Source organism: Aliidiomarina iranensis, from assembly GCF_003987135.1.
In the GTDB taxonomy this organism is placed as follows: domain Bacteria; phylum Pseudomonadota; class Gammaproteobacteria; order Enterobacterales; family Alteromonadaceae; genus Aliidiomarina; species Aliidiomarina iranensis.
Genome location: NZ_PIPJ01000005.1, coordinates 119815 through 146438 on the forward strand (window position 1 = coordinate 119815; position 26624 = coordinate 146438).

Sequence of the window (26624 nt, forward strand, 5' to 3'; positions counted from 1 at the left end):
AATCGGCAATGAAGCACTGGTGAAACGCTAATAAAACGCTAATAGAGCGCTAAAAAAACGGTAATGAAACGCTAATAGAGCGCTAAAAAAACGGTAATGAAAGGATGATGGAATAATAATGGAACGGCATTATTCGCTGTATCGTTTAGCTATAAGGCTTCTACTCTGGCTGTTACCTTTCGTGCTAGTAGGATGGTTGCTCGATGGGCTCTGGCTAGCGTTAGCCATTGGCCTGGCTTGCTCGGTAGCCTGGAATTTTTTCTTTTTTCAGCGCTTGAACCGCTGGTTGTGGCAAAGCAGAACTACTCTACCGCCAAGTGCTCCGGGTGCTTGGAGTGATATATATGATGGCATCTATGGAACGCTGCGCCGTGCACAATCGAAGCGTCGGCAGTTATCTATATTGCTGCAGCGTTTTCGCCAAGCGGCAGAGGCGATTCCTGATGCTGGTATGGTGTTAAATGCCGATGGGAGTTTAGAGTGGACCAACAAACTCGCGCAGATTTATTTTGGGATCCGCTGGCCCGCCGATAAAAACATTCGTATCACCAACCTTATTCGGTACCCAAGATTTATAAAATATTTCGATAAAGGTGATTTTCGTGAAGCTATAACCCTTGTTTCACCTACGGGTGATCAGCGCGAATTAGAGTTACGGATCATGCCTTATTCCGGCACACAACTTTTAGTGATCGCTCGAGATGTTACCCAACTTCGAAAACTTGAGCGCATGCGTAAAGATTTTGTGGCCAACGTTTCTCATGAATTAAAAACCCCCCTCACCGTTATGAATGGTTATTTGGAAATGCTGGAGGATGGAGAGCATTTACCGCCACAAATGATGGAAAAAGCCGTGCGCGATATGCAGGGACAAACCCAACGCATGCAAAAAATGGTGAATCAATTGCTCGAGCTCTCGCGGATGGAAGCGCAAACTCAGGATAACTTCAGTAAACGAGTAGCCATGAGCCGAGTACTGAACGATATTATCACTGAACTTGGCCCCGTTATGCAGGAAAAACGCATACATCTAGATTTAGCGATTACACCTGATTTATCAGTTTGGGGAAGCGAGGATAAACTTCGCAGCGCGGCTATGAACTTGATTACCAACGCGATTAAATATAGCCCAGAAGGCAGCACTATTAAGGTGATCTGGCAGCTTAATAGAGGCTATGCTGAGTTCGCAGTGAGTGATTCTGGCCCCGGCATTCCTGCCGAGCACATACCAAGATTAACCGAACGTTTTTATCGCGTGGAAAAAGATCGGAATAGCAGTTCTGGCGGAACTGGTCTAGGCTTATCCATTGTAAAGCATGCGTTAGAGCACCACCGCTCGAAGCTTCAAGTTGAAAGCACGATAGGTGCGGGCAGTAGATTTTATTTTCGTATTTCACCTGAATTAGTAAGTACCACAACGAATTGATAACCATAGAGATTATCAAGGATTGATGGGGCTGAATTAAAATTGTCATAATTGTCATATTGCTGTCATATTCACGCCATATACTGTGATCGTTGATTCAATAACCCATCGGAGATGGCTATGAAATTTAAAACGATGCTTAGTGTTGTTGCGGCTACGGTATTAATGGCTGGAACAGCCAGTGCCGAAGTGGATGAAAACTTAAGACCATACGAAAGTGTGAGTGGTATTTCTGGAACAGTATCATCGGTAGGTTCAGATACCTTAGCGAACTTAATGACATACTGGACAGAAGAGTTTCAGCGATATTACCCGAATGTAACGTTACAAGTACAAGCCGCCGGCTCATCTACTGCGCCACCAGCGTTAGCTGAAGGTACTTCGAACATGGCGCCTATGAGCCGCGCGATGCGCCCTCGTGAAATAGAAGCCTTCGAACGCCGCAACGGCTACCCACCTACTGAAATTCGTGTGGCGATTGATGCATTAGCTGTGTTTGTGCACAAAGATAACCCTCTAGAAGGCCTAAACATTCAGCAGGTAGATGCTATCTTTTCGTCTACCCGTCGTTGTGGTGCCAATTCAGATGCTAACCGTTGGGGTGATCTTGGTTTAACAGGTAACTGGGTTACCCGTGATATTCAGTTATACGGCCGCAATTCAGTGTCAGGCACTTATGGTTACTTTAAAGATGCCGCCTTATGTAGCGGTGATTTCAAAAATGGCGTGAACGAACAGCCAGGTTCAGCATCAGTAGTGCAATCGATTTCTACTTCTACTAACGCGATCGGTTATTCCGGTATAGGTTACCTTACTTCAGGTGTGCGGGCATTACCGTTGGCATGGGGTAACGGCACGGATTACATCGAAGTGAATGCTGAAACTGCTGGCAGTGGCGAATATCCATTATCCCGTTTCTTATACGTGTATGTGAACAAGCACCCGAATCGCCCGCTCGATCCAGTTACTGCTGAATTCGTGAAGTTAATGCTTTCTTATGAAGGCCAGAAGATTGTAAATAACGATGGCTATGTTCCATTACCAGCCGCTGTTGTGGAAGAAGATCTTCGCGCATTAGGCTTGTGGGAAGAGTAAATAGTTCGTAACGAATCACTACGTTAACAAGCAATATGTAACTAGGATTTATTTATATATGGCAATGTCGAAGACCTCCTCGCAGTTTTCTGCAGGTCGGACGCGCCTAATAAAAGATCGAGCCGCTCGCTTTGGGGTAACCCTTGGCGGCGGTTTGGTTTTAATTGCGCTCCTGCTGATTTTTTTCTATCTCCTCTATGTGGTGCTGCCTATTTTTAAATCGGCCTCCATTGAAGAGGGCGAACGCTACGCGATTCCAGGTAGCCAAGCTGAAACTATTTTGCTTGGTATGGAAGCTCGAGCAGAAGTTGGCTATCGGGTAACAGCTGATGGCCGCTTTACCTTTTTTCATTTGCGTACCCTTGATAGCGAACGCCAGGGTGGCGAGGTGTTGCTTGAATCTAACCTCGCCAATACAGCAGCCGACGTTACAGCAGTAGCACGTGCAAGCCAAGCTACCGGTGATTATGCGGTGGGATTTGATGATGGTTCTGCTTTGGTTATTCGGCCTGAGTTTCAAATAACCTATCCAAACGATGTGCGCTCAATTGAGCCCTCATTAACAAAACCCTACGGCGAAGAACCTGTGGTGATTGATCCCCAGGGAGCGGCTATCAAGCATTTAGCTTTCGAGCGTGATGGCGATAGCATGATGTTTGCAGCGCTTACGGCAGATAACCGAATAGTTGTAAATCGCTTAACTGGCCGCCAAAACATGATGACCCGCCGGTTCACTTGGAGCAGCCAAGGTGCCGAGATTCCAGTACGTGGTGCGGTTGGTGAATTGCTACTCACACCTAATTTGCGCCAGTTGATGGTGCAGGTAAATGGTAGCGGCGATCAGCGCGTTCATATTTTCAATTTGCAAGATATGAATGACATCTCTGAGAGCCAAATAATTTCTACCGATGGTAGCCGCGGTGCCATAACTTCTTTGGCGTTACTCGCCGGCGAGAGCTCGTTGATGATTGGCCATGATTCGGGTTACATCAGCCAGTGGTTTGAAGTGAGTGGCGATGGTGAGCGCCAGTTCCAGCCGATTCGAAGCTTTAATCTTGAAGCTCCGGTGGCTGATATTGTGCCGGAACAATATCGCCGCAGCTTCTATGCGGTAGCCGCAACGGGTGAGGTGGGTATTTATCACACTACTTCACAGCGCGAACTTTTCAAAGGTAGCCCAGCGGGTGTTGCTATTGAGCAAGTGGCCGTAGGCCCGCGCGCTAATTATCTTGCTGGAATAAGTGATGGTGAGTTGCACATCATGGTGCTCAACAACGAACACCCTGAAGTGAGTTGGAGCGGTATTTGGGGCCAAGTTTGGTACGAAAACTATGATGAGCCCGGCTACACTTGGCAATCAACATCAGGCTCCGATAGTTTTGAGCCGAAGTTTTCTTTAGTACCTATTTCGTTTGGTACTATTAAAGCTGCGTTTTACGCCATGCTAATTGCGGTACCTATCGGCTTAGCAGCGGCTGTATACACTGCCTATTTCATGACACCCGCGCTACGTAAAGTTGTGAAGCCCACCATTGAGATCATGGAAGCACTTCCTACGGTTATTTTGGGCTTCCTAGCTGGCCTTTGGTTAGCGCCGCTAATTGAAAATCAGTTGCCCGGCTTTATCGCCTTTATGTTGCTGCTACCACTTTCGATTCTACTAGCTGCCTTTGCATGGCACCTGATGCCAAAAAATATTCGCAACAAAGTAACGGATGGCCGTGCGGCTATGTTGTTGATTCCGGTTGTGCTGCTGGTAGGTTGGGGTTCATTTGCCATGAGCAGCACCTTAGAACTTTGGTTCTTTGAGGGTGATACTCGAGGTTACTTAACCAATACGTTAGGCATTGATTTTGACCAACGTAACGCGCTGATTGTGGGTATTGCCATGGGGTTTGCGGTTATCCCCACCATTTTCTCAATTGCCGAAGATGCTGTATTCAGTGTACCTAAGCATCTCTCAAGCGGTTCTTTAGCCTTGGGTGCCACAGATTGGCAAACGCTTACTCGAGTGGTGTTATTAACTGCTAGCCCAGGTATTTTCTCAGCGGTAATGATGGGCTTAGGGCGTGCGGTTGGCGAAACCATGATTGTGCTCATGGCCACGGGTAACACGCCGATCATGGATTGGAATATCTTTGAGGGTATGCGCACCTTATCGGCAAACATTGCAGTGGAAATGCCAGAATCGGAAGTGGGTAGTACGCACTATCGTATTCTTTTCTTAGCAGCGTTTGTGTTGTTTGTATTCACGTTTGCGTTTAATACGGTGGCTGAGTTTGTGCGCCAACGTTTGCGTGAAAAATACAGTTCGATGTAAGGGGCGCAATGATGAATAATTGGTTTAAATCAGGTTCGCCTTGGATTTGGATGACAGCCGGTAGTGTGAGTGTTGCACTTATCGCTGTACTTGGTTTGGTTGCCCTAATCGCATGGCGCGGCCTCAGCTTTTTCTGGCCTGCAGATATTTATGAATTTCATTTCAGTGATACAGAACGGCAAACGATTATTGGTGAAATTTATGAACGTGAACAGATTCCGGTTACTCGCTTATCGGATGCTGGGGCCGATGTTAGCCAAATAGAAGGTGAGTTCGTTACTCGGTATCTCGTGAAAATCGGCAACCGTGAGCTCGTTCCTTTAGATTTCACTTGGATTCTTGAACCCGACGTAGTGAGCATGGATACACCAAAGGATTTGGTGGTGTTGGAACGTGCTCGTAATGGTAACTTTTATGGTTATCTGCACGATGTGCTCGAAAATGGCGAATCTGTTATCTCTTCGGGAGATGACATAAAGGTTGAATTACGGGAGCGCATGGCGCGTGCATTGGAATTAAGAAATGAAGCGGAAGCGATTTCGAAAGGTCCAATCGCGCGAATTAACTATGAGCTTGAACAGTTACGGTTAGATCGTCGCCGCCTGCAGTTAGATAATAGTTACACCGAGGCGGCCGAAGCTGAAATTCAGGCCCAAGAAGAAGCATTACGAGCTGAATACCGCGAGATTGAGCAGGGGTTATTCGCCGTGCGCGCTGAAAGTGAGCGTGATGGCGTAATTATGATCGATATGCGCGGCGAAGAAGTGCGCATGAGCATGAATATGGTGCTCAATGCTACTTGGGCGAATGATATGAATTTGCTCCAGAAGTGGGGATATTTCTTCTCTCAAATCGGCAAGTTCCTCACTGAAGATCCGCGTGAATCAAATACCGAGGGCGGGGTATTTCCAGCTATTTTCGGCACCGTGTTTATGGTGTTGTTGATGTCGGTTATCGTAACGCCATTCGGAGTAATCGCAGCGATTTACTTACATGAATATGCAGGTAAAAACTCGGTTACCAAACTTATTCGGATTGCGGTAATCAATTTGGCTGGTGTTCCTTCCATTGTGTATGGTGTATTTGGCCTTGGTTTCTTCGTTTACATGGTGGGTGGCACCCTCGACCAAATTTTCTATCCGGAATCATTACCGAACCCAACTTTCGGTACTCCGGGTGTGCTCTGGTCGGCATTAACCTTAGCAATTTTAACCTTGCCGGTGGTTATTGTATCTACCGAGGAAGGTTTATCGCGGATTCCTAGTGCGGTGCGTGAAGGTTCTCTTGCTTTAGGGGCTACAAAAGCGGAAACGATTTGGCGGATTATTTTGCCGATGGCTTCCCCGGCAATCATGACCGGGCTGATCTTAGCGGTAGCGCGTGCTGCTGGCGAAGTGGCGCCACTAATGCTCGTAGGCGTTGTGAAATCAGCACCGGCGTTACCGGTGGATGGCAACTTCCCGTATCTGCACTTAGATCGCAAATTTATGCACCTTGGTTTCCACATTTATGATGTTGGCTTCCAAAGCCCGAACGTTGAAGCAGCACGGCCGTTAGTATACGCAACTTCATTCCTACTAATCACGGTTATCGTAGGTTTGAACTTAACGGCAATTGGCGTGCGTAATCGCTTACGTGAGAAATTCAGAGCGCTAGAGCACTAAGTGCTAGCAGCCGAATTCAATTTCGATAGGATTGACTATGATCACTGTAAATACAGATAGTAAGCTAGATAAGATTGATGTAAACGCGCTCACTGAAGAGCAAACAGCCCTCAGTATTCGCGATTTGGATCTATACTACGGTGAAACCCAAGCTCTTGATGGCATTAGCATGGATATCCCGAAAGGGCGGGTAACCGCGTTTATTGGGCCATCAGGTTGTGGTAAATCAACGCTGTTACGTTGTATTAATCGCATGAATGATTTGGTAGATACGTGCCGTGTTGATGGCGAGATATTGCTGCATGGCGACAATATTTATGATCGCAACGTTGATGTAGCGGCCTTGCGCCGGAAAGTGGGTATGGTGTTCCAGCGGCCAAATCCGTTTCCGAAATCGATCTATGAAAATGTGGTGTATGGCTTGCGTTTAATGGGCGTGAACGACCGCCGTACACTGGATGAGGTGGTGGAACGCTCATTAAAGGGAGCTGCACTTTGGAATGAGGTGAAAGATCGCCTGAAAGAAAGTGCCTTTAGTTTATCGGGTGGCCAGCAGCAGCGTTTGGTTATTGCCCGAGCTATTGCTATTGAACCAGAAGTATTGTTGTTGGATGAACCAACATCGGCACTGGATCCGATTTCTACCCTTACGATTGAAGAATTGATCACTGAGTTAAAATCACAATTTACCGTAGTAATCGTAACGCACAACATGCAACAGGCTGCTCGGGTATCGGACCAAACAGCGTTTTTGTACATGGGTAAATTAATCGAATACACAGATACAAACGCTTTGTTCACTACCCCAAGTATGAAACAAACCGAAGATTACATTACCGGTCGTTACGGTTAATAGCGTAGCTTAAGTAGAGGAAGCAATGGATAAATTTAATGTTGGGAAACACATTTCAGGCCGGTTCAACGAGGAACTCGGCGAGGTGCGTAACCAGGTTTTAACTATGGGTGGTTTAGTTGAAAAGCAACTAAGCGATGCGCTGATGGCGATTCAAACCAATGATACTGAGCTTGCTGATCGAGTTCTAGATAATGATGGCAAAATTAATGCCATGGAAATGAAAATCGATGCGGCCTGTGGCCAAATTATTGCGAAGCGTCAGCCTACCGCAAGTGATTTGCGTTTAGTGTTAGCGGTGATAAAAACGATTTCTGATTTAGAGCGCATTGGCGATGAAGCTGAGCGTTTAGCCCACGTAGCAAAAGCTTCATTTAGTAAAGATCAAGAGCATCTACTAGTAAGCCTAGAAAACTTGGGGCAGCAGGTGTTATTGATGTTACGGAATGTACTCGATGCATTTGCCCGCATGGATGAAGAAGCGGCTTATAGCGTGCACCAAATGGATGCGAATGCGGATCGCCAGTATGAAGCATTAACACGCCAGTTAATGACTTACATGATGGAAGATTCCCGCAGTATTCCAAAAATCATGGATGTGATGTGGTCGGCGCGCTCTTTGGAGCGCATCGGAGATCGCTGTCAGAACATCTCGGAATACATTATTTACTTCGTTCGCGGTAAAGATGTTCGCCACATTTCGCCGGAGATGATGGAAAATACGGTACGCGGCCGCTGATTTGAGTAGCCAGCAGGTTAGTTACTAAATACGGAAAAGCCAGCTCACTGAACTGGCTTTTTGTTTTACGGAGCCAATTTAAGGCCGGGGCGAATGCCGAAGTGAGAGGCTGAATCAGTGGCTCAGGCCAAATCAGCGTTCAACTCAGGCCAAATCAGAGGCCAAATCAGCGCCCATCAGTGCGTCAATCTTTGCCTCAGAAAATGCCTTGATTAATACCGCAATCAATGCCCCAATTAATGCCCCAATCACTGCCCCAATCACTGCCCCAATTAGTGCAGAACGCGGCACCGTATAGTACCTGCCACATCTTTTAATTGCTCCAACACGGTATCGGCCTGCTCGCTATCAACGTCCATAACCACATAACCCAACTCGCTATCGGTGCGCAGATACTGGCCAGAAATATTCACCCCAAGCTCGGCGAAAATTTGGTTGATACGCGTTAACACGCCCGGTTGATTGCGGTGGATATGCAACAAACGGCTACTCTTCTCATGAGCCGGTAAACTAACCTCAGGGAAATTCACCGCTGAAAGTGTAGAACCATTATCGGAGTATTTAATAAGCTTGTGTGCAACTTCGGTACCGATATTCTCTTGTGCCTCTTGGGTAGAACCACCAATGTGCGGCGTAAGAATCACGTTACTTAAACCCCGCAAAGGTGAAACAAACTCATCGCTGTTGCTTTTAGGCTCCACGGGGAATACATCAATAGCAGCACCAGCAAGGTGCCCTGATTTTAAAGCGCTCGCTAAAGCTTCAATATCCACAACATGGCCGCGTGATGCATTGATAAGCGAGGCGCCCGGCTTCATCAGCTCTAATTCACTGGCAGCAATGAGGTTATGGGTAAGCTCGGTTTCGGGTACGTGCAGGCTTACAACATCACTGCTTTGCAATAGGGCGGCAAGTGATGGCATGGGCAACGCATTGCCGAGCGATAACTTAGTTTCAATGTCGTGAAAAACTACTCGCATGCCCAATTGCTCAGCCAAGATACCAAGTTGCGTACCGATGTGCCCGTAACCAATAATACCGAGTGTTTTTCCCCGTGCTTCATGGGAGCCGGCGGCAGATTTCAACCAATCGCCTTGATGGCAAGCTACATTTTTTTCCGGGATTTTCCGCAACAACATAATCATTTCAGCCAATACCAACTCAGCTACACTGCGAGTATTGGAAAAAGGCGCGTTAAATACCGGCACCCCTAGCTCCCGTGCCGCTTGGGTATCTACTTGATTTGTACCAATGCAAAAACAGCCAATCGCATTGAGCTTTTCTGCTTTTGCCAGCACCTTTTTAGTTAGCTGGGTACGCGAACGAATACCAATAAAGTGATAATCAGCAATAATGTCGGCAAGTTCATCTTCGTTCATGGCCTTCGGGTGGCTATCAATCTCATGATAACCATGCTGTTGAAAGCAAGTAACCGCACTTTCGTGCACCCCTTCTAACAACAAGATCTTAATTTTCTTTTTTGCGAGCGAGAGAACAGGGGCCATGGCTACTTTGAATCCTTGTGCAATGTTTTAAGTGTTGTGCCGTTGCTGATAAGCGCAATATCTGCACCTCGTGCAGCAAACAAACCGTTGGTTACCACCCCAGTAATTTGATTGAGTTTGTACTCAAGTTCTATAGGCTTTTCGATATGCAGATTATAAACATCGAGAATAACGTTGCCGTTATCGGTAACAACGCCTTCGCGATAAACCGGATCGCCGCCGAGTTTCACAATTTCACGGGCCACATAAGAGCGGGCCATAGGAATTACTTCAACCGGTAGGGGAAAATTGCCTAGTACATCTACTTGCTTGGATTCATCAGCGATACAAATAAAGGTTTCGGCCACAGCCGCCACAATTTTTTCTCGTGTTAGTGCTGCGCCACCGCCTTTTATCATGTGCAACTGCGGTGTGATTTCATCGGCGCCATCTACATAAACTTGCAAGGCGCCGGCACCATTCAAATCGTAAACAGGAATGCCATGGGCTTTTAAACGTTCAGTTGATTCCTCTGAGCTGCTTACAGCGCCTTCAATTTCTTGTTTTATATTGGCAAGTGCATCGATAAAGTAATTCACTGTGGAGCCCGTACCCACACCCACTATCATCCCGGGTTGAATAAACTCAATTGCCGCTTCTGCAGCTTGCTGTTTGGCTTGATTTTGCGAGGAGGTGGTTTGCGCCATTGCTCGGATTCCTTGATGATGAATGAATTACGCTAGGTGTACGAGAATGGATAGATATTATACGGCTATTCTGCCTTGCTGTCAGTTGTAAAAGCCGTATCGAGATTAAATTGCCAGTGCTTACTTGGGGTAAGTACATGCTGAAGTGGAATATCCCAAGCAGCGGCAGGGAGTGCTTCCGCTTGTTGGCAATCATGGGCAATGCCCATCAGTTGCAAGTGAGGGTACCTGCCTTTTTGATATGCTGCGAGGGTTCGATCATAAAAGCCGCCGCCCATGCCGAGCCGATTGCCATGGGCATCAAAGGCCACAAGGGGCATACAAAGTAGGTCAATATTGGCTAGCGGCAAAATGTTTTCACATGCCAGTTTAGGTTCTGGGATGGCAAACTGGTTTTTATTCATCGTGGTTTCCGGTTGGTAATTCAGAAACAATAATTGCCCTTTTACCACCGGGTGCAACACGGGCAATGCCACACGAATATTTGTTTGCCAGAGTGCCGCCACTAGTGGCGTTAAATCTGCTTCGCCATCGTTACTTACATAAACGGCCACGGTTTTAATGCGAGAGTTTGCAGCAATGTACTGCAGCAACTGCTGCGCTAGCGCTTGGCTTGCTTGCACTTGCTCAGCAGAGCTAAGGTTATTCCGGGCGGCACGAAAATGCCGGCGTAGTTGTTGCCGGTGTTTTTGCATATCGGAGCGCACGGATGGAATCATAAACTCTACCTCGAAAAAAGAATGCCAACGGTTGTTACTTTACAGCTCGGCGATAGCTTGCGAAACTAGCTGAATGTTAACTTTAACATAACATTCAATTAGAAGGCTTATCCATGAGCATGTATCGCACTCTCTCAATCTTGTCCGTAAGTATTGCGCTTCTTTTTCTAGCACCGAGCATAACTGGTGTAGCGGCTGCGGCCGCAGATGATGTGAGTGAAGGGCCATTTCAGCGCATTATTTTGCGCGGCGGTATCTTGGTGAACGGTGAGGGTGCGCCACCTGTGGGGCCGGTTGATATTGTTATTGAAGGCGATACCATCACCCGAGTTGATGTGGTGGGTTATCCTGGCGTGCCAATTTTGGCAAACGGAAGGCCTGAAGCGCAGCCCGGTGATCGAGAAATTGATATTAGCGGCCATTATGTGCTGCCAGGTTTTGTGGATATGCACGGCCATACCGGTGGTTCAGCGCCCAATATTCCGCCGGAATATGTGTATCAGTTGTGGTTAGCCCATGGTATTACCACGGTGCGCGAGCCGGGCAGTTTCCGGGGTTTAGAGTGGACAGTAGAAGAAGCCCGCAAAGCAGCCGAGCATGAAATTGTAGCGCCACGCGTTATTCCCTATGCTGGGTTTGGTATCGGTGCAAGCGAACCCATCATTTCTCCTGAGCAGGCCACTGCTTGGGTTGAAATGGCGGCCGAGCAGGGCGCAGAAGGCGTGAAGTTTTTTGGTGCGCCACCGCGGGTGATTGCCGCAGCCATAGAAACGGCGAATCGTTTGGGCTTAGGTACCATGATGCACCATGCGCAACTGAATGTGGTGCGCACTAACGTGCTCGATTCTGCGGCCATGGGCTTAACCAGTATGGAGCATTGGTATGGTTTGCCAGAGGCCTTGTTTACTGATCGTGTAATTCAAGATTATTCCGCTGATTATAACTATCAAAACGAACAAGATCGCTTTAGCGAGGCCGGGCAGCTATGGGCGCAAGCGGCGAAGCCGGGCAGTGAGCGCTGGAATTATGTGCGCGATACCCTGATCGAATTAGATTTCACCATCAATCCCACGCTCTCGATTTACGAAGCAAGCCGCAACGCAAGTGCCCAGCGCAATGCAGAATGGCACGCTGAATATACGTTACCAACGCTCGAGCGCTTTTTCACACCGAGCCGATATGCGCACGGCTCCTATTGGTTTGATTGGACAACCGATGATGAAATCGCATGGCGGGAGAATTATCGGCTATGGATGGCTTTTCTTAATGACTACAAGAACCACGGTGGCCGCATAACAACCGGTTCTGATGCTGGTTATATCTATAAAATATATGGTTTTGGTTACGTGCAAGAGCTCGAACTGCTACGCGAAGCAGGTTTTAACCCGCTCGAGGTAATTCGTGCCGCTACGTTATCGGGCGCCGAAGCCTTGGGTTTAGAAGATGAAATTGGCAGTGTGATTCCAGGGAAAAAAGCGGATCTCTTTATTGTAAAAGAGAACCCTTTGCGCAACTTCAAGGTGCTTTACGGTACCGGGCATTATCGATTAAATGAGAACAATGAAGCGATACGCACCGAGGGTATTCGGTACACTATGCGCGATGGCGTTCTGTATGATGCGCAAGCGATGTTGGCCAATGTGCGGGAGATGGTTCGGCAAGCAAAAGCGGAAGAGCAAGAGTAGAGAGCTTGGTGGGGCGCTTTTTTTAGGATGTGCTTTGTAGGGTGCTTTTTATAGGGTGTTCTCCAAGGTGCCGCTGCATCGTGGTAGCCCTTGAACCCAAAGGTTCAAGGCGGGTGCTGAACAAACTACCGCAGGCTTCCCACTGCATGGTGGGCTTGCACACTGGCAGCTCGACAGGACCCTGGTCTAACGGTATCGGCTCAGGGACATGCACATGCTGGCAAACACCCCAGAGAACGCTGTCTATAAAGGCTTTTCGGAATCCGATTGAGCAGCTGTATCAATTGATTTCAATTCAGCAGCCGCTGCTTTTGGATTGCCAATTGCTTTTTCGATTGTGGCTTGCAATAAGCCGATCTTATCTTCAAGAGCGGTAATCTTCTTCGATTCCGCAGCTTTTTCTTGAATCCATTCATGGCACAAATTCAATGCTGCCATGATAGCAATTTGCTCCATGTTCGTAAGCTTGGTGGATGTACGCGTTTCTACCATCCGCTCATCAAGCTGGCGAGCAGCATCGCGCAAGGCTGTTTCTTGCCCATCTGGGCACATCACTCGATAATTGCGATCGAGAATTTTGATGTCAACAACTTTACCACTCATGCGAATTTCCTTCTGGCCCAAGGTTTGGCAATTGCTTTGTATTTCTAGCGCGAAGCATAACTATCCCGCTCGCAACTTGCAACGGGATTAACACAGCTTTTCTGGCTGCATGCGTATTGCAGTGGTAGCATAAGCACATATTTAGCGAAAAATGCGGAATCTTTATGAGCGAAACGTCAGCACAAACCTTTGAACAACTAAATCGCCAGCTGCAAGATGAAAATATTATTCTCAGTGCCGCCGAGATTCATGGCATGCTCACTGGCCTAACGGCCAGCAGCGCACCGGGTAAAGATCGTGAGTGGTTGGTAATCATGGCTGATTTAGCCAATGAGGGGCAAAAATTCAGTGATGCTATGATCAACACGCTAGAAGTATTGCAGCAACAAACTCTAGCTGATTTGGCCAGCCACGATTTGGATTTTCAACTCGTGTTACCTAGCGACGATGAGCCTTTGGTTGAACGGCTCACGGCGCTTACTGAATGGGCGCAGTGTTTTCTAGTGGGCTTTGGCATTAATCAGCAAAATCTGGCCAAGGCCTCGGCTGATTTAAAAGAAGCGATTCAAGATTTAGCAGAAATAGCGCGGTTATCTGCCGATGCTGCTGCTGATGAAGAAGATGAACGCGCATATTACGAAGTGAGCGAGTATGTACGGATTACCGCAATTATGTGTTTTAACGAACTTGGTTCAACACCAGCTCCGGTGGCTCCGAGTAGCTCAACACTGCATTAAGATTAAACTAGGATCAAACTAGGATGAAACTAAGAACGTACGTAAGAACAAACTAAGAGCAAACTGAGAGAATTATGATAGCTGTATCTGAGTTCCAGGGGCGTAGAGCGGCATTTATGAAAACTATGGTGCCGGGTAGTATTGCTATTTTTCCGGCCGCAAGCGAAGTTGTGCGCAGCCGCGATACCCACTTTCCCTTTCGTCAGGATAGTGATTTCTATTATTTAACCGGTATAACAGAGCCGGATGCCGTTTTGGTACTAGCGCCTGATTCAGAAACGCCGGAAATTCTCTTTGTGTTGCCTAAAGATCCCCACGAAGAAGTGTGGCATGGGCGCCGCTTAGGAAGCGAACAAGCGCAAGCGCAAAGCGGTGTAAACGCATGCTATGAAACCTCCGAACTAGCACAACAGTTGCCTGCTCTAATCGATGGCCATAGCGATCTTTATATTGCCTTTGATCAATTTCCAGCATTTGAGCAGCAGTTAAACGATATGTTACGAACTCTGCGCAATGCGCCGAAACGGGGCAAAATAGCGCCAGAGCATTTACACGATCCGCGGCCGCAGCTGCATCAGCAACGCTTGATTAAATCGCCAGCTGAGCAGCAACTTATGCGAAAAGCGGCAGAAATAAGTGTAGCAGGGCATCGCCGGGCGCTGGGTTTTGTACGCCCAGGCGTTTATGAGTATCAGGTAGCCGCCGAGCTACAGCATGAATTTACCATGCATGGTGCTAGCGGCGTGGCCTATGGCAGTATTTGCGGCGGTGGAGTGAATGCCTGTATTTTGCATTACACCGCAAATACCGATGTACTCAATGATGGTGATTTAATTTTAATTGATGCTGGCGCTGAGTATGCTGGCTACGCTGGCGATATCACTCGAACTTTCCCGGTAAACGGCAAATTTACCAAGGCGCAGAGGGAAATCTACGAACTCGTTTTGGCTTCACAAGCGGCGGCGTTCGAGCACCTACACCCAGATTCAACCATTGTGCGCGCGCAAGAGGCCTGTATTGAGGTACTTACAGCAGGCTTGATTAAGCTCGGAATCTTAACCGGTTCAGTGAAAGAGCACGTGGATAAACTCAGTTGCCGGCAGTTCTTTATTCACGGCCTTAGCCATTGGCTTGGCCTTGATGTGCACGATGTAGGGGCGTATCAAAAAGGTGCTAAACCTATGAAGTTGGCTGCGGGTATGGTGTTAACGGTTGAGCCCGGGCTCTATTTTGCCCCCGATGATCAGCGCGTTCCCGAGCAATATCGTGGAATTGGCGTGCGCATAGAAGATGATTTATTAATTACTGCCAAAGGCCATGAGAACTTAACCGCAGGCGTACCGAAAAGTATTGAAGGTATCGAAGCGTTGATGGCGCAAGCGCGCCGTCAGCAGGGGCAAAACTATGCGCCGCAACGTTGATATCGCCATTGCCGGTGGCGGCCTAACGGGGTGTTTAACGGCGCTGGTATTACAGCGCAAGTTTCCGGCCGCCAAGATAGTTTTGCTTGATCAGCACAAAGGCGCGGCAAAGCAAGATCCGCGTGGCCTCGCCTTAGCGTTGCGTACTCAGCAAGTTTTGCAAGAGCATGGCGTATGGCAAGGGCAACTTCTACAAAGCCCGGCGATTCAACACATTCATGTTTCCGATGCGAATAGCCCGGGAACCGCTACCATGCATGCAAAGAATGAGCAGTTGCCGGCTCTCGGTTATGTTGCCATGGCGGGGGCGTTGCAAAGCGAATTAACGCAACGCTGTACGGAAGCTGCCGTTGAGCATGTGCAAGCCGTAGAAGTGGCCAATATAGCTGCGGAGCGTGATGGTTTATTGTTGACCTTGAATGATGAACAACAGATTGGCACGCGTTTGCTCATTGTGGCCGAAGGCTCTAATTCGCCAACGCGGGCTAAACTCGGCATTATGATGAAACAAGAAATGTATTCACAAGTTGCCGTGGCCGCAAAGGTTAAGTTTGCCAAACAACACCGGAACTGGGCCTTTGAACGCTTTACCGCTGAAGGGCCTGCTGCATTGTTACCCCAAGGCCATGATGAAGCCGCATTAGTTTGGTGCATGCATACGGATACCGCAGAAAAATTACAAGCCAGTAGCCGCGATGAGCGTGTTCGAGCAGTACAGAATATTTTTGGCGCCGCGCCCGGGCGCATTGCTAATGTTGAGTACCAGGCAACCTTTCCGTTGCAGTTAGCGATGGCTGAGCGTTTTGTGGGGTATCGCTCGGTGGTGATTGGTAATGCTTGCCACACGTTGCACCCAGTAGCGGGGCAAGGGTATAACCTGGGTGTGCGGGACATTCTTGATCTCGCGGCGAACATTCAGCCTGCGGATTTCGGCAGCCACATTGGCTTAAACACCTATCAAGCGCAGCGGGAACGCGATTATGCCGAGATCATTGGCTTAACGCATGGGTTAGTGGCGGTATTTTCGAATCAAGAACCAGTATGGCGAAATCTACGTAGTAAAGGCCTGTATGCACTGCGCGCTTTACCTGCGCTGAAAAAGCCGCTGATGCGCAAAGCAATGGGGTTTCGCAGTTTATGGTAGCCTCCAAATCGGTGCTAATACGGCGGCTACTAAGCCGCTAATACGGCACGAGCAAAGCGCTAGTGAGGCGCAAACAAGGTGCCAATAAGGCACAAATAAGGCGCTAATACGGTGTGAGTAGAGCCTTTTGCCGCCGCTAGCTGATATTAAATTGGAGTTTTCATGGCATTGCAACGCACGCAAGTTTTGATTGTTGGTGGCGGTATGGTGGGCTTAGCGCTAGCCATAGGGCTGGCAAAGGCCGGCCGTAAAGTTACCGTGGTGGAGCGTTCAGAAACCCCAGGTGAAATGCCTGAGCAAACCAGTTTGCGAGTAAGTGCCATTAACGCAGGCGTTGCGCAATGGCTTAGCGAACTTGGCGCTTGGCAACGTTTACCTACTGATCGGTGTGCGCCTTATCACGGCATGTCGGTGTGGGAGCATGATAGCTTCGGTAAGATTGAATTTACCGCTGAGCAAGCTGATTTAGCGTCGTTGGGCACCATTTTAGAAAACCAAGTATTGGTGGCTGCTTTATGGCAGCAAGCTGAAGAAGTGGGCGTTCAGCTCATTGCCGGCGTGGATATTGAAACACCGGAATATCACGAGAGTGATGTGAGCGTGGCACTGATCAATGGTAAGGGCAATGGCAATGGCAATGGCGATGTGATTTTGGCACAGCTGCTCGTGGCCGCCGATGGCGCCCGCTCGCAACTGCGCGATCACGTAGGCACACCCATTATTCATCGCGATTACGAGCAACAAGGCTTAGTGGCCACCATTGAATCAGAAGAGCCGCATGCGGGCATCGCTCGGCAAGTATTTCATGCCGGTGGGCCGTTGGCGTTGTTACCGATGGCCGATGCTAAGCAAAGCTCGATTGTTTGGAGCTTACCAACTCTAGAAGCGCAAGCGATGTGTGCCTTGTCGGCCGAAGAATTCAGCCAAAAGCTCACCGTTGCCAGTAACAATTGCATGGGTATGCTGCGGCCGGTGAGCGAGCGGGTGAGTTTTCCACTTCGTATGCAATATGCGCAAACTTGGGTGCACGGCCGGCAAGTATTGGTAGGTGATGCTGCACACACCATTCACCCGTTAGCTGGGCAAGGTGCAAACCTAGGGTTCGGTGATGCGTTTCATTTAGTGCAGCAATTAACATCGCTGGGTACTTTGAACGGCCAGTGGGATAACACTGAATTAAACCGAGCGCTACGGCGTTATGAACGCGCAAGAAAAGCCGCTGCGGTGCGCCATATTGCTACCATGGAAGGCTTCCATCAGCTCTTTACGGGTAGTAACCCTATTGTGAAAATGGGCCGCTCACTAGGGTTAAGCTTGGTAAATCAAACGAACCCAGTAAAAGATTTCTTTTTGCGGCAAGCCAGCGAACTCGGCTAATGTTTTAAGCTGGGTTCAGATAATCGTGTAAATATTCCAGCAAATGCTCCGCGGCATCGTTCTTGCGGTCACCATGCCGCTCCAGATAAATACCCACGGTGCCAAGCGGTGGCAGTTGCTGGGCTATTTCCGAAGCTTTTAATTCCACTAAATCGTTCGGCAAAGAGCTGCGAGCTAAAACTGTGATACCTAAATCGCTTTTCAAGGCGCTGCTAATGCCAGTGAGATCACTGTTGGTATACGCGATGCGGCATTTTGTATTCACGCTTTTTAAGGTTTGCAACGCGCGCCGCCGATAAATGCAGCCTTCGGCGGCCAACACCAAAGGAACCGTATTTTGCCATTGGAAATCAGCGCGGCCAGCAACCCAAATTAGCGCATCTTCTTTTACTTTCACTGAATCCTCCGGCGCCTGCTCCGCAACCGTTAAAATAATATCGAATTGCCCACGGCTGGCGCCTAAACGCAATTCACGGCTTAAGGCGGAAGTAACTTCTAAGGTGATTTGTGGATAGCTACTGGCAAATTGGCCGAGAATTCTTGGTAACAGCGCGGTGGCAAATTCACTTGGAATGCCGAGGCGCACTTGCCCCGAAATCGGGGCCTTAGTAAAGCGAGCTAGCAGCTGATCATGCATGGCAAGTAGTTGCCGCGCCCCTTGATAGAGCTCTTGGCCGGCAGGGGTAAGTTTGGGTTTATTGCCTTGGCGCTCAAATACCGCATGGTCAATCCGTTCTTCTAAACGTTTTATTTGCAAGCTAATAGCTGGTTGCGAACGGCCTAAACGCTCACCAGCTTGGGTGTAGCTTTGTAAATCGGTAACGGTAACAAAGGCGCGTAGGTTTTCGAGAGATAAACTATTCATCTTATGATTCTCGTATTGAAGAGATAATCAGCGAGGCCAAACTCACAACTGAGCCTTCAATGCTAGGTATAGCATTAATAATATCAATTATGAAGAGCAAGCTATAAGTTTTTGTTATAATCCTATTGGCCTTTTTAATTTGTTGCTTAGCCACTTGGCTTCTATAATGATGGCCATTCAAATAGCACAAAAAATCCACAAAAAAGTGAGCGTAATTTATGGCATCAGCTGCAGCAAAACGTACTCCGCTTTATCCGAATCATTTAGCCGCTGGCGCTAAGATGGTTGATTTCCATGGTTGGGAGATGCCGCTTAATTACGGCTCACAAATTGAAGAGCATCATGCGGTGCGCCGCGATGTGGGCATGTTTGATGTTTCTCACATGACCATTGTTGATGTTACCGGCCGCGATGCCAAACCTTACCTGCGCCACCTTTTAGCCAATGATGTGGCGAAGCTGCAAACACCCGGTAAAGCGCTTTACAGTGCCATGTTGAACAATGATGGCGGCGTGATAGACGATTTAATTGTGTATTTTTTCAACGAAGATTCTTACCGGTTAGTGGTGAACTCCGCGACACGGGATAAAGATATGGCGTGGTTAGAGGCGCAAAGCGGCGAATTCGATGTGGCTATTACTGAACGCACTGAATTTGCCATGATTGCAGTTCAAGGCCCAGCTGCAAAAGAGAAAGTAGCGGTATTAATGAGCGCGGAGCAACACGCCATCGTATCCGAGTTGAAGCCGTTCGTAGGTGTGCAATTAGATGAACTTTTCGTAGCTACAACGGGTTACACCGGAGAAGCAGGATATGAAATTATTATTCCAAATGACGCCGTAGGTACGGTTTGGGATAAATTAATTGCGGCCGGCGTGAAGCCGTGTGGCTTGGGTGCACGTGATACCCTGCGTTTAGAAGCTGGAATGAATTTATATGGCCAAGATATGGATGAAACCGTATCGCCATTAGCCGCTAACATGGCTTGGTCGGTTGCCTTAGAGCCTAGCGATCGCAATTTCGTTGGCCGTGGCGCCCTCGAAGCTCAGAAAGCAGCAGGCACTGAAAAATTAGTTGGCTTGGTAATGGAAGAAAAAGGTGTATTGCGCGCCGGCTTGAAAGTAATGGTTGAGGGCGGTGAAGGCGTGATTACTTCCGGTACTTTCTCGCCAACCTTGGGCTACAGTATTGCCATGGCGCGTGTGCCGCAGCCAGTAGGTGAAACCGCACAAGTGGAAATGCGCAAAAAATTAGTTACAGTAAAGGTTGTGAAGCCATCGTTTGTTCGTAATGGCAAAGCAGTTTAATACCTTTTAACAATGCGTTTTAAAAACGCGCTTTAACATAAAAGTAGCGTAACAGCTACACGAATAAAGCATTCAATTAAAACAACACAGCGCCTGCTAAGGCTTAGGTAAGGGTTAAATCATGAGCAATATACCAAACGAATTAAAATATGCCGCCTCCCACGAGTGGATTCGCAGTGAAGGCGATGGCGTTTACACCGTAGGTATTACTGAGCACGCTCAGGAATTATTAGGTGATATGGTGTTTGTAGAGCTTCCTGATGTTGGTGATAACGTATCGGCTGGTGATGATGTTGCCGTAGCTGAATCGGTAAAGGCTGCCTCTGATATTTATGCACCAATTGCCGGTGAAGTATTAGAAGTAAATGAAGATCTGGAAGATTCGCCAGAACTTGTAAACAGCGACCCTTACGGCGATGGCTGGTTGTTCAAGATAAAAGCTGATGATGAAAGCGAACTTGAAAGCTTGTTAGATGCCGAGAGCTACGCTGCCTCGATTGAGGAAGAGTAAGCATTTTTATAAGTAAAGCCCCAGCCTGATGCTGGGGCTTTCTTCTTGATTTCGCGCCGCGAAATATCAACACGCCCGTAATTTCTCAAACACTGTGGCTAAACCAACAGTAAACTAGGATCAGGCAAATGAGCAGTAAAACGCTAACCCAGTTAGAAAACCACGAAGAATTTGTTTCTCGCCATATCGGCCCTGATGCACAGGAACAGCAGGATATGCTGGCCTTTGTAGGTGCCAAATCACTTGAAGATATGACCGCACAAACCGTGCCAGGCTCTATTTTGCGTGAACCCTTTTTACAAGTTGGCGGCGCCATGAATGAGCGTGATGCCCTTGCTCGTTTGCGCAAAATTGCCAAGAAAAACAAAGTATTTTCTAGCTATATCGGTATGGGCTATTACGATACTTTATTGCCGAATGTGATTCTGCGTAACGTGTTGGAAAATCCGGGTTGGTACACTGCTTACACACCTTATCAGCCAGAAATTGCGCAAGGCCGCTTACAAGCCATTTTAAACTTCCAACAGGTTTCTATTGATCTTACTGGCATGGAAATGGCCAGCGCCTCGTTGTTAGATGAAGCCACCGCAGCGGCCGAAGCCATGGCAATGGCCCAGCGCGTGAGCAAATCAAAATCGAATGTATTCTTTATCGCCGATAATGTGTTCCCACAAACCGTTGATGTGGTGAAAGCGCGGGCAGAAATGTTCGGTTTTGAAATCGTGCAAGGCCCATGGCAAGAAGCGGGCAATTATGATGTGTTCGGTGCGCTGCTACAAAGCCCTGCAGAAAATGGTGAACTACTCGATTTAACCGAAGTGATTGCCGCTGTGCAAGCGCAGAAAGGCTTGGTGGCTGTAGCCACTGATCTAATGAGCTTGGTAGCCTGTAAATCGCCGGGTGAAATGGGCGCCGATATGGTGTTTGGTTCGGCCCAACGCTTTGGTGTGCCCATGGGCTATGGTGGCCCACACGCCGCATTCTTTGCAACGCGGGAAAAATTCAAGCGGGCGTTACCTGGCCGTATTATCGGTGTATCAAAAGATTCACGCGGTAAAACCGCTTTGCGGATGGCCATGCAAACGCGCGAGCAACATATTCGCCGGGAAAAAGCGACCTCGAACATTTGTACTGCACAGGTGTTGTTAGCCAATATTGCATCGTTTTATGCGGTTTATCATGGCCCTGAAGGCTTGAAGAACATTGCAGGCCGCATTCATCGCTTAACGGATATTTTGGCCGCAGGCTTAACCGAAAAAGGCTTCACGCCAGTAAACACAACTTGGTTTGATACTATTACTATCAAAGCCAGCGGCGATGTGCGCAACGGCATTTTAGCCCGCGCTGCGGCTGCCGAAGTGAACTTCCGCACCGACCGTGCAGGCTTTCTTGGCATCAGCTTAGATGAAGCAAAAAACCGTACCGATATCGATACCCTGTTTAATGTGATTTTGGGCGAAGGCCATGGCTTAGATGTGGATAAGCTTGATGCGGATTGTGCTGCAAAAGGCGCGTCTATTCCGGCGAACCTCAAGCGCGAAAGCAAGTTCCTAACTCACGAAGTATTTAACCAGTATCACTCTGAAACGGAAATGCTGCGCTATATTCGTCAGCTTGAAGGCAAAGATTTAGCCTTGAACCACAGCATGATCTCGTTAGGTTCATGCACTATGAAGCTAAACGCCACGGCCGAAATGATTCCAATCACTTGGCCCGAGTTCGCTAACCTACACCCGTTTTGCCCATTAGATCAGGCGCAGGGTTATGCAGAAATGATAGAAACATTATCGGATTGGCTGATTGATATCACCGGTTACGATAACCTTTCGATGCAGCCGAATTCCGGTGCTCAAGGTGAATATGCTGGCTTATTGGCGATTCAACGCTACCACGCAAGCCGCGGCGAAGCTCATCGGAATGTATGCTTGATTCCAGAGTCAGCACACGGTACTAACCCGGCCTCAGCACAGATGGCGAGTATGAAAGTAGTGGTAGTGGCGTGTGATAAAAAAGGCAACGTGGATATTGCTGATTTGCGCGCGAAAGCTGCAGATGTGGCCGATAACCTAAGCTGTGCCATGGTTACTTATCCTTCCACCCACGGTGTATACGAAGAAGGTATTCGCGAGATTTGCGAAATTGTGCATGAGTTTGGCGGCCAAGTTTACATGGATGGTGCCAACATGAACGCGCAGGTAGGGGTTACCTCACCGGGCTACATTGGTTCTGATGTTTCCCACTTAAACTTGCACAAAACGTTCTGTATTCCACACGGCGGTGGTGGCCCAGGTATGGGCCCTATCGGTGTGAAGAGCCACTTGGCGCCATTTTTACCGGGCCATGTGTTAAGCGATGGTAACGGTTTAGCGAAAGGCAATGGTGCTGTCTCTGCTGCACCTTACGGAAGCGCCAGTATTCTGCCAATTTCGTGGATGTATATCGCCATGATGGGCAGCGCCGGCTTACGTGAAGCTTCGGAAGTAGCCATTCTAAGTGCCAACTACATGGCGAAGCGTTTGGGTGATGATTTCCCAATTCTATATACCGGCCGCAACGATCGCGTAGCGCATGAATGTATTATTGATTTACGCCCGTTGAAAGAAAAAACCGGTATTGCGGAAATTGATATTGCTAAGCGCCTGCAAGATTACGGTTTCCACTCGCCAACCATGAGTTTCCCAGTAGCGGGAACGCTGATGATCGAGCCTACGGAATCAGAATCAAAAGCCGAAATGGATCGCTTCTGCGATGCCATGCTTGCGATTAAAGCCGAAATCGAGAAAGTAGCCGCAGGTGAATGGCCAGCGGATAACAACCCGCTCGTGAATGCACCGCACACCATGGCCGATGTAGTAAGCGATTGGCAGCACCCATACACTCGTGAAGAAGCATGCTTCCCGAAAACATGGCTGCGCGACCACAAATTCTGGCCAAGCGTGAACCGCATTGATGACGTATACGGCGATCGCAACTTAGTGTGCAGCTGCCCACCGCTATCGGCTTATCAGGAATAAGTTAGTTTCTGTGTATAACATTTAACAAAAAGAGCTCCCTTTGTGAAAAGAGAGCTCTTTTTTTATGCCCAGGATAATCAGCCAAATTGCGAAATTATCCAGTTAGGTTAGCTTCGGGGATTACCAGTTTTGCTTGTTTAGCTCTTTACAATCGTATAAGTTAATTAAATAAGAAATAACGCACGCCGATGGATGATGGCGAAGCGAACACAGTTGCAAAAGCAATTGAACATGAGCCTGCTCACGTTGTCTCCTCAGGGAAGAGCCCTCCTCAGATTCGTTTTCGTTGAAACCATTCTTGTATTCTAATTTGGCACCGAGCCAAATTTCGCACGTTAACTCCGCGGCTTTTTCGGAAATAAAGTGCTAGAGCAATTGTTATTTGAGACTTTAAGAACGCTCGGTTTGTTGATTGTTGTGAAGACTCGGTGGGTTGAGGTATACGGCGGTCTTGCTGTTAAAATGTTATGTTTCATGAATTCCTACCTTGCGAATCCCTAAGTTGTAACGTACATTTATAAGTACATTAAGTTGTACGTAGGTGATGCTAATGACAAGAGTACGTGTTGACGAGGATATTCGACCTCTATCTGAGTTTCGAGCCGGAGTTGCAAAGTTTGTGAAGCAAATTCATGAGACGCGGCGCCCGATGGTTCTAACACAGCGAGGCCGCGGGGTTGCAGTACTAGTTGATGTTCAAGAGTACGAAAAGATGCAAGAGCGCTTGGAAGTGCTCGAAGAGGTTTACCGGGCTGAAGAGCAAATCGCTAACGGTGCCGGAATCTCTCATGAAAATGCGAAATCACGCATTTTGAGTAAGTTAGCTCAATGAAGGTAGTTTGGTCTCCGCTTGCGCTAGAGCGCGTAGAAAGTATTGCTCAGTACATTGCCGAGGATAAGCCGAGTGCGGCGATACACTGGGTTGATGGTCTATTTTCTTGCGTAGATCGTTTAGCTGAATTTCCGGAGAGTGGGCGAGTCGTCCCTGAAGTGCGCTTGCAGCGTATTCGAGAAGTGGTGTTTGGCTCTTACCGAGTTATCTATAGCGTAACAAATCAGGTGGATATTCTGACGGTGCGCCGAAGCAGTCAGATATTGAAACCCTCTGAGCTCAGTGTTGATGAAACATAACAAGTCAATAAACTGAGCGCCTGCGGCGCCGGACGTGCTAACACACGCCGGTTATTTCGGGCGTTAGCTTAAGGAGAATTGTTCTTGGACATGATTATTTTCTTTGTATGTATATTGGTCGGATTTGCCATCTGCTTACCGTTCTATAAAAAAATGCTTAATGTCGTAAGAGAAATGGATCGTGAATTTTCATCGGATGTAAAAGGTCGGAGCGGTTTCAACAACGGTGTGCATGGAAATTTTTTCATGGGAAAGTTGTATGTCTTGATGTTGCCGATGTTCTGTAACCTTCTCATAGCATTCTTATTATATTTACTAATACAAAAATTAAGCTAACAAGCCGATAAATAGTGACGCCACGAGTGGCGCACATGAGCGGAGCGTAAGGTTTATTATGCGCCACATTCTAAAATTAGCGATAATTACACTTCTTTTGATCGGTTGCTCGTCGCTAGGCGGTTTTGTTGAATCGAGTGCTCCGGAAGAAAATTTTATTGATATCACTGGTGGTATCGACAGAAGCTTTTCATACAAATTTAAGGTGGAATATCGAACAACTACTGAGTTAAATCAGTGTACAACGTACCATCTGGCATTAGGCAAACGTATTGCTCAGCAGTTCGAATTTGACTACTACCCTGACATTAGAGGGTCTACATATTTGGTTCGATTGCCTTTACAAGAATTAGAACCGAATACACCTTGTAATTGGAAACCAGTAATGGCCTTTTTGTGTGTGAATTCAGCTGGCAAAGAACCAACATCTTGTACAAGTATCTTTTCATTTAGAGGGGTGCAAGACATAGGCCCCGTTACAAAAATAGAATGCACCAAGAATAACTTTTGCTCAGACAGTGAAATTAATGTTGGCAGTGGCGCTATAAATGAGTTTAACAGGACATATCAAGTTGATATTGTTGCTAAATAAATCTAACAAGTTAAATCATTGGAAAACCGCTCGCTGCGCTCGCTTTTTCCGGGGTTTGAGGCGTTAGGGTTAATGATGCGTGGTTTTATACAAGGAGATTGAATTGAAATCCATATTGATAGTTTTAGCCGCTGTATTATTAGCGGGTTGCGCAAGTACGCCGCTTGAGGCTCTGAGTACTCAGATTGATTCATCAGATTGGAAAGTTGGCTTTCAAAAGGACTTTGGTGAAGATGAGGGTTACATTCGCGAATTTGTTCCTCAAGACGAGACGATAGATAGCTGGACAAAGCTGGTTTCTGTAGAGTTCCTCGAGGGTGAACTGAGGCCGCTTAGAGACTTTGTGAGCGATTTTAGTGCTCAACGAAGCGAGCAATGTCCGGACACTCAAATGGAAATTCTGAGCGAGAGTGAGTACACAATTACCTATCAGTTCTCATTTCCAGAATGCATGGGGCATCAGGCTCAATCTGAGGTAACAAGAATATATACAGGTAATGATGGCCTTCATCGACTCTCGTATGCCGAGAAAACATCGAAGCTTAGCGAAGAGACAATCAAGCAATGGTTAGCTGAGTTTGACAAGGCCTATATCGTAAAAGGACCTAATAAAGCTCGAATTCGGTGAAGAATCAGACCAAACAAGTTGCACCAGTTCGCGCTTGGCGGAGAGGAAGCTGGGACGCAAGCTTTAGCGAGTTATTTAGCAAGTAATTAAAGATGATAACGAGGTAAAATCTCACCGGTTTTGCAGCCACTAAGATTACGCTACACCACCTCAGTAAAAAACCGCTCTCTTGGTATAAGAGAGCGGTTTTTAATACGCTTTTCAGCGTTCATATTGCTAAAACACGTTGTGAAACGGTTTAGAACACGTAAATAAACCCGATACCT

At 47.6% G+C, this 26624-nt stretch carries 24 protein-coding genes and 1 other RNA gene; 18 read left to right on the forward strand and 7 right to left on the reverse strand.

Annotated features, from left to right (window positions below):
• Positions 1-118: 118 nt before the first annotated feature.
• From phoR to phoU, 6 genes are all read left to right on the forward strand, one after another.
• Complete coding sequence (phoR, locus tag CWE08_RS08240; protein WP_126767436.1) at positions 119-1426, forward strand: phosphate regulon sensor histidine kinase PhoR; 1308 nt, start codon at positions 119-121, stop codon at positions 1424-1426.
• 120 nt (positions 1427-1546) lie between these two features.
• Positions 1547-2521: a PstS family phosphate ABC transporter substrate-binding protein gene (locus CWE08_RS08245; RefSeq protein WP_126767438.1), complete on the forward strand. Its 975-nt coding sequence runs from the start codon at positions 1547-1549 to the stop codon at positions 2519-2521.
• Between the two features lie 58 nt (positions 2522-2579).
• Positions 2580-4841: an ABC transporter permease subunit gene (locus CWE08_RS08250; protein ID WP_126767439.1), complete on the forward strand. Its 2262-nt coding sequence runs from the start codon at positions 2580-2582 to the stop codon at positions 4839-4841.
• A gap of 11 nt (positions 4842-4852) precedes the next feature.
• Positions 4853-6505, forward strand: a complete 1653-nt coding sequence (gene pstA / locus CWE08_RS08255; RefSeq protein WP_126767473.1) for a phosphate ABC transporter permease PstA — start codon at positions 4853-4855, stop codon at positions 6503-6505.
• Between the two features lie 37 nt (positions 6506-6542).
• Complete coding sequence (gene pstB / locus CWE08_RS08260; protein ID WP_126767440.1) at positions 6543-7358, forward strand: phosphate ABC transporter ATP-binding protein PstB; 816 nt, start codon at positions 6543-6545, stop codon at positions 7356-7358.
• 25 nt (positions 7359-7383) lie between these two features.
• Entirely contained in the window at positions 7384-8097 is a 714-nt protein-coding gene (phoU, locus tag CWE08_RS08265) for a phosphate signaling complex protein PhoU (RefSeq protein WP_126767441.1), read from the forward strand.
• A gap of 144 nt (positions 8098-8241) precedes the next feature.
• Here phoU and CWE08_RS12165 read toward each other — a convergent pair whose 3' ends face one another.
• From CWE08_RS12165 to CWE08_RS08280, 4 genes are all read right to left on the reverse strand, one after another.
• Complete coding sequence (locus CWE08_RS12165; protein WP_157981242.1) at positions 8242-8388, reverse strand: hypothetical protein; 147 nt, start codon at positions 8386-8388, stop codon at positions 8242-8244.
• Entirely contained in the window at positions 8370-9602 is a 1233-nt protein-coding gene (gene serA, locus CWE08_RS08270) for a phosphoglycerate dehydrogenase (protein ID WP_126767442.1), read from the reverse strand. The genes CWE08_RS12165 and serA overlap by 19 nt, the downstream gene beginning before the upstream one ends.
• 2 nt (positions 9603-9604) lie before the next feature.
• Positions 9605-10288 (reverse strand): ribose-5-phosphate isomerase RpiA, encoded by a 684-nt coding sequence (gene rpiA / locus CWE08_RS08275; RefSeq protein ID WP_126767444.1) that lies wholly within the window; start codon positions 10286-10288, stop codon positions 9605-9607.
• 65 nt (positions 10289-10353) lie between these two features.
• The gene (locus tag CWE08_RS08280) at positions 10354-11007 is read right to left on the reverse strand and encodes a 5-formyltetrahydrofolate cyclo-ligase (RefSeq protein WP_198677132.1); all 654 of its coding nucleotides are present in this window, start codon (positions 11005-11007) and stop codon (positions 10354-10356) included.
• Between the two features lie 113 nt (positions 11008-11120).
• Between CWE08_RS08280 and CWE08_RS08285 the strand changes: the two genes are divergently transcribed.
• The gene (locus CWE08_RS08285; protein WP_126767446.1) at positions 11121-12692 is read left to right on the forward strand and encodes an amidohydrolase family protein; all 1572 of its coding nucleotides are present in this window, start codon (positions 11121-11123) and stop codon (positions 12690-12692) included.
• Positions 12693-12747: 55 nt separating this feature from the next.
• Here the strand turns inward: CWE08_RS08285 and ssrS are convergent.
• Together ssrS and CWE08_RS08295 are read right to left on the reverse strand one after the other, a co-directional pair.
• Positions 12748-12931, reverse strand: a non-coding RNA gene (ssrS, locus tag CWE08_RS08290) — 6S RNA.
• Between the two features lie 4 nt (positions 12932-12935).
• Positions 12936-13295 carry a cell division protein ZapA gene (locus CWE08_RS08295; protein WP_126767447.1) on the reverse strand — a complete coding sequence of 120 codons (360 nt, stop codon included), beginning with the start codon at positions 13293-13295 and terminating at the stop codon, positions 12936-12938.
• A 164-nt stretch (positions 13296-13459) separates the two neighbouring features.
• Between CWE08_RS08295 and CWE08_RS08300 the strand changes: the two genes are divergently transcribed.
• The 4 genes from CWE08_RS08300 to CWE08_RS08315 all read left to right on the forward strand — a co-directional run bounded on the left by CWE08_RS08300 (position 13460) and on the right by CWE08_RS08315 (position 17974).
• Positions 13460-14032 (forward strand): UPF0149 family protein, encoded by a 573-nt coding sequence (locus CWE08_RS08300; RefSeq protein ID WP_126767449.1) that lies wholly within the window; start codon positions 13460-13462, stop codon positions 14030-14032.
• Positions 14033-14106: 74 nt separating this feature from the next.
• Complete coding sequence (gene pepP, locus CWE08_RS08305; RefSeq protein WP_126767450.1) at positions 14107-15453, forward strand: Xaa-Pro aminopeptidase; 1347 nt, start codon at positions 14107-14109, stop codon at positions 15451-15453.
• A complete protein-coding gene (locus tag CWE08_RS08310) occupies positions 15437-16597 on the forward strand; it encodes an FAD-dependent monooxygenase (protein ID WP_126767452.1) in 1161 nt (386 codons plus the stop codon). The genes pepP and CWE08_RS08310 overlap by 17 nt, the downstream gene beginning before the upstream one ends.
• A gap of 162 nt (positions 16598-16759) precedes the next feature.
• Positions 16760-17974 (forward strand): FAD-dependent oxidoreductase, encoded by a 1215-nt coding sequence (locus tag CWE08_RS08315; protein ID WP_126767453.1) that lies wholly within the window; start codon positions 16760-16762, stop codon positions 17972-17974.
• Positions 17975-17978: 4 nt separating this feature from the next.
• Here the strand turns inward: CWE08_RS08315 and CWE08_RS08320 are convergent, their stop codons facing one another.
• Entirely contained in the window at positions 17979-18839 is an 861-nt protein-coding gene (locus tag CWE08_RS08320; protein WP_126767455.1) for a LysR family transcriptional regulator, read from the reverse strand.
• Positions 18840-19057: 218 nt separating this feature from the next.
• Between CWE08_RS08320 and gcvT the strand changes: the two genes are divergently transcribed.
• From gcvT to CWE08_RS08355, 7 genes are all read left to right on the forward strand, one after another.
• Positions 19058-20146 (forward strand): glycine cleavage system aminomethyltransferase GcvT, encoded by a 1089-nt coding sequence (gene gcvT / locus CWE08_RS08325; protein ID WP_126767456.1) that lies wholly within the window; start codon positions 19058-19060, stop codon positions 20144-20146.
• A gap of 121 nt (positions 20147-20267) precedes the next feature.
• Positions 20268-20657 carry a glycine cleavage system protein GcvH gene (gene gcvH, locus CWE08_RS08330; protein WP_126767458.1) on the forward strand — a complete coding sequence of 130 codons (390 nt, stop codon included), beginning with the start codon at positions 20268-20270 and terminating at the stop codon, positions 20655-20657.
• 128 nt (positions 20658-20785) lie between these two features.
• Positions 20786-23671, forward strand: coding sequence for an aminomethyl-transferring glycine dehydrogenase (gene gcvP, locus CWE08_RS08335; RefSeq protein WP_126767460.1), 2886 nt, complete (start codon positions 20786-20788; stop codon positions 23669-23671).
• A gap of 550 nt (positions 23672-24221) precedes the next feature.
• Positions 24222-24503, forward strand: coding sequence for a type II toxin-antitoxin system Phd/YefM family antitoxin (locus tag CWE08_RS08340; protein WP_126767461.1), 282 nt, complete (start codon positions 24222-24224; stop codon positions 24501-24503).
• A complete protein-coding gene (locus tag CWE08_RS08345) occupies positions 24500-24802 on the forward strand; it encodes a type II toxin-antitoxin system RelE/ParE family toxin (protein ID WP_126767463.1) in 303 nt (100 codons plus the stop codon). The genes CWE08_RS08340 and CWE08_RS08345 overlap by 4 nt, the downstream gene beginning before the upstream one ends.
• A 394-nt stretch (positions 24803-25196) precedes the next feature.
• Positions 25197-25730: a hypothetical protein gene (locus tag CWE08_RS08350; protein ID WP_126767464.1), complete on the forward strand. Its 534-nt coding sequence runs from the start codon at positions 25197-25199 to the stop codon at positions 25728-25730.
• Positions 25731-25833: 103 nt separating this feature from the next.
• On the forward strand, positions 25834-26358 hold the full coding sequence (locus CWE08_RS08355) for a hypothetical protein (protein WP_126767466.1): 525 nt from the start codon (positions 25834-25836) through the stop codon (positions 26356-26358).
• Positions 26359-26624: the final 266 nt, after the last annotated feature.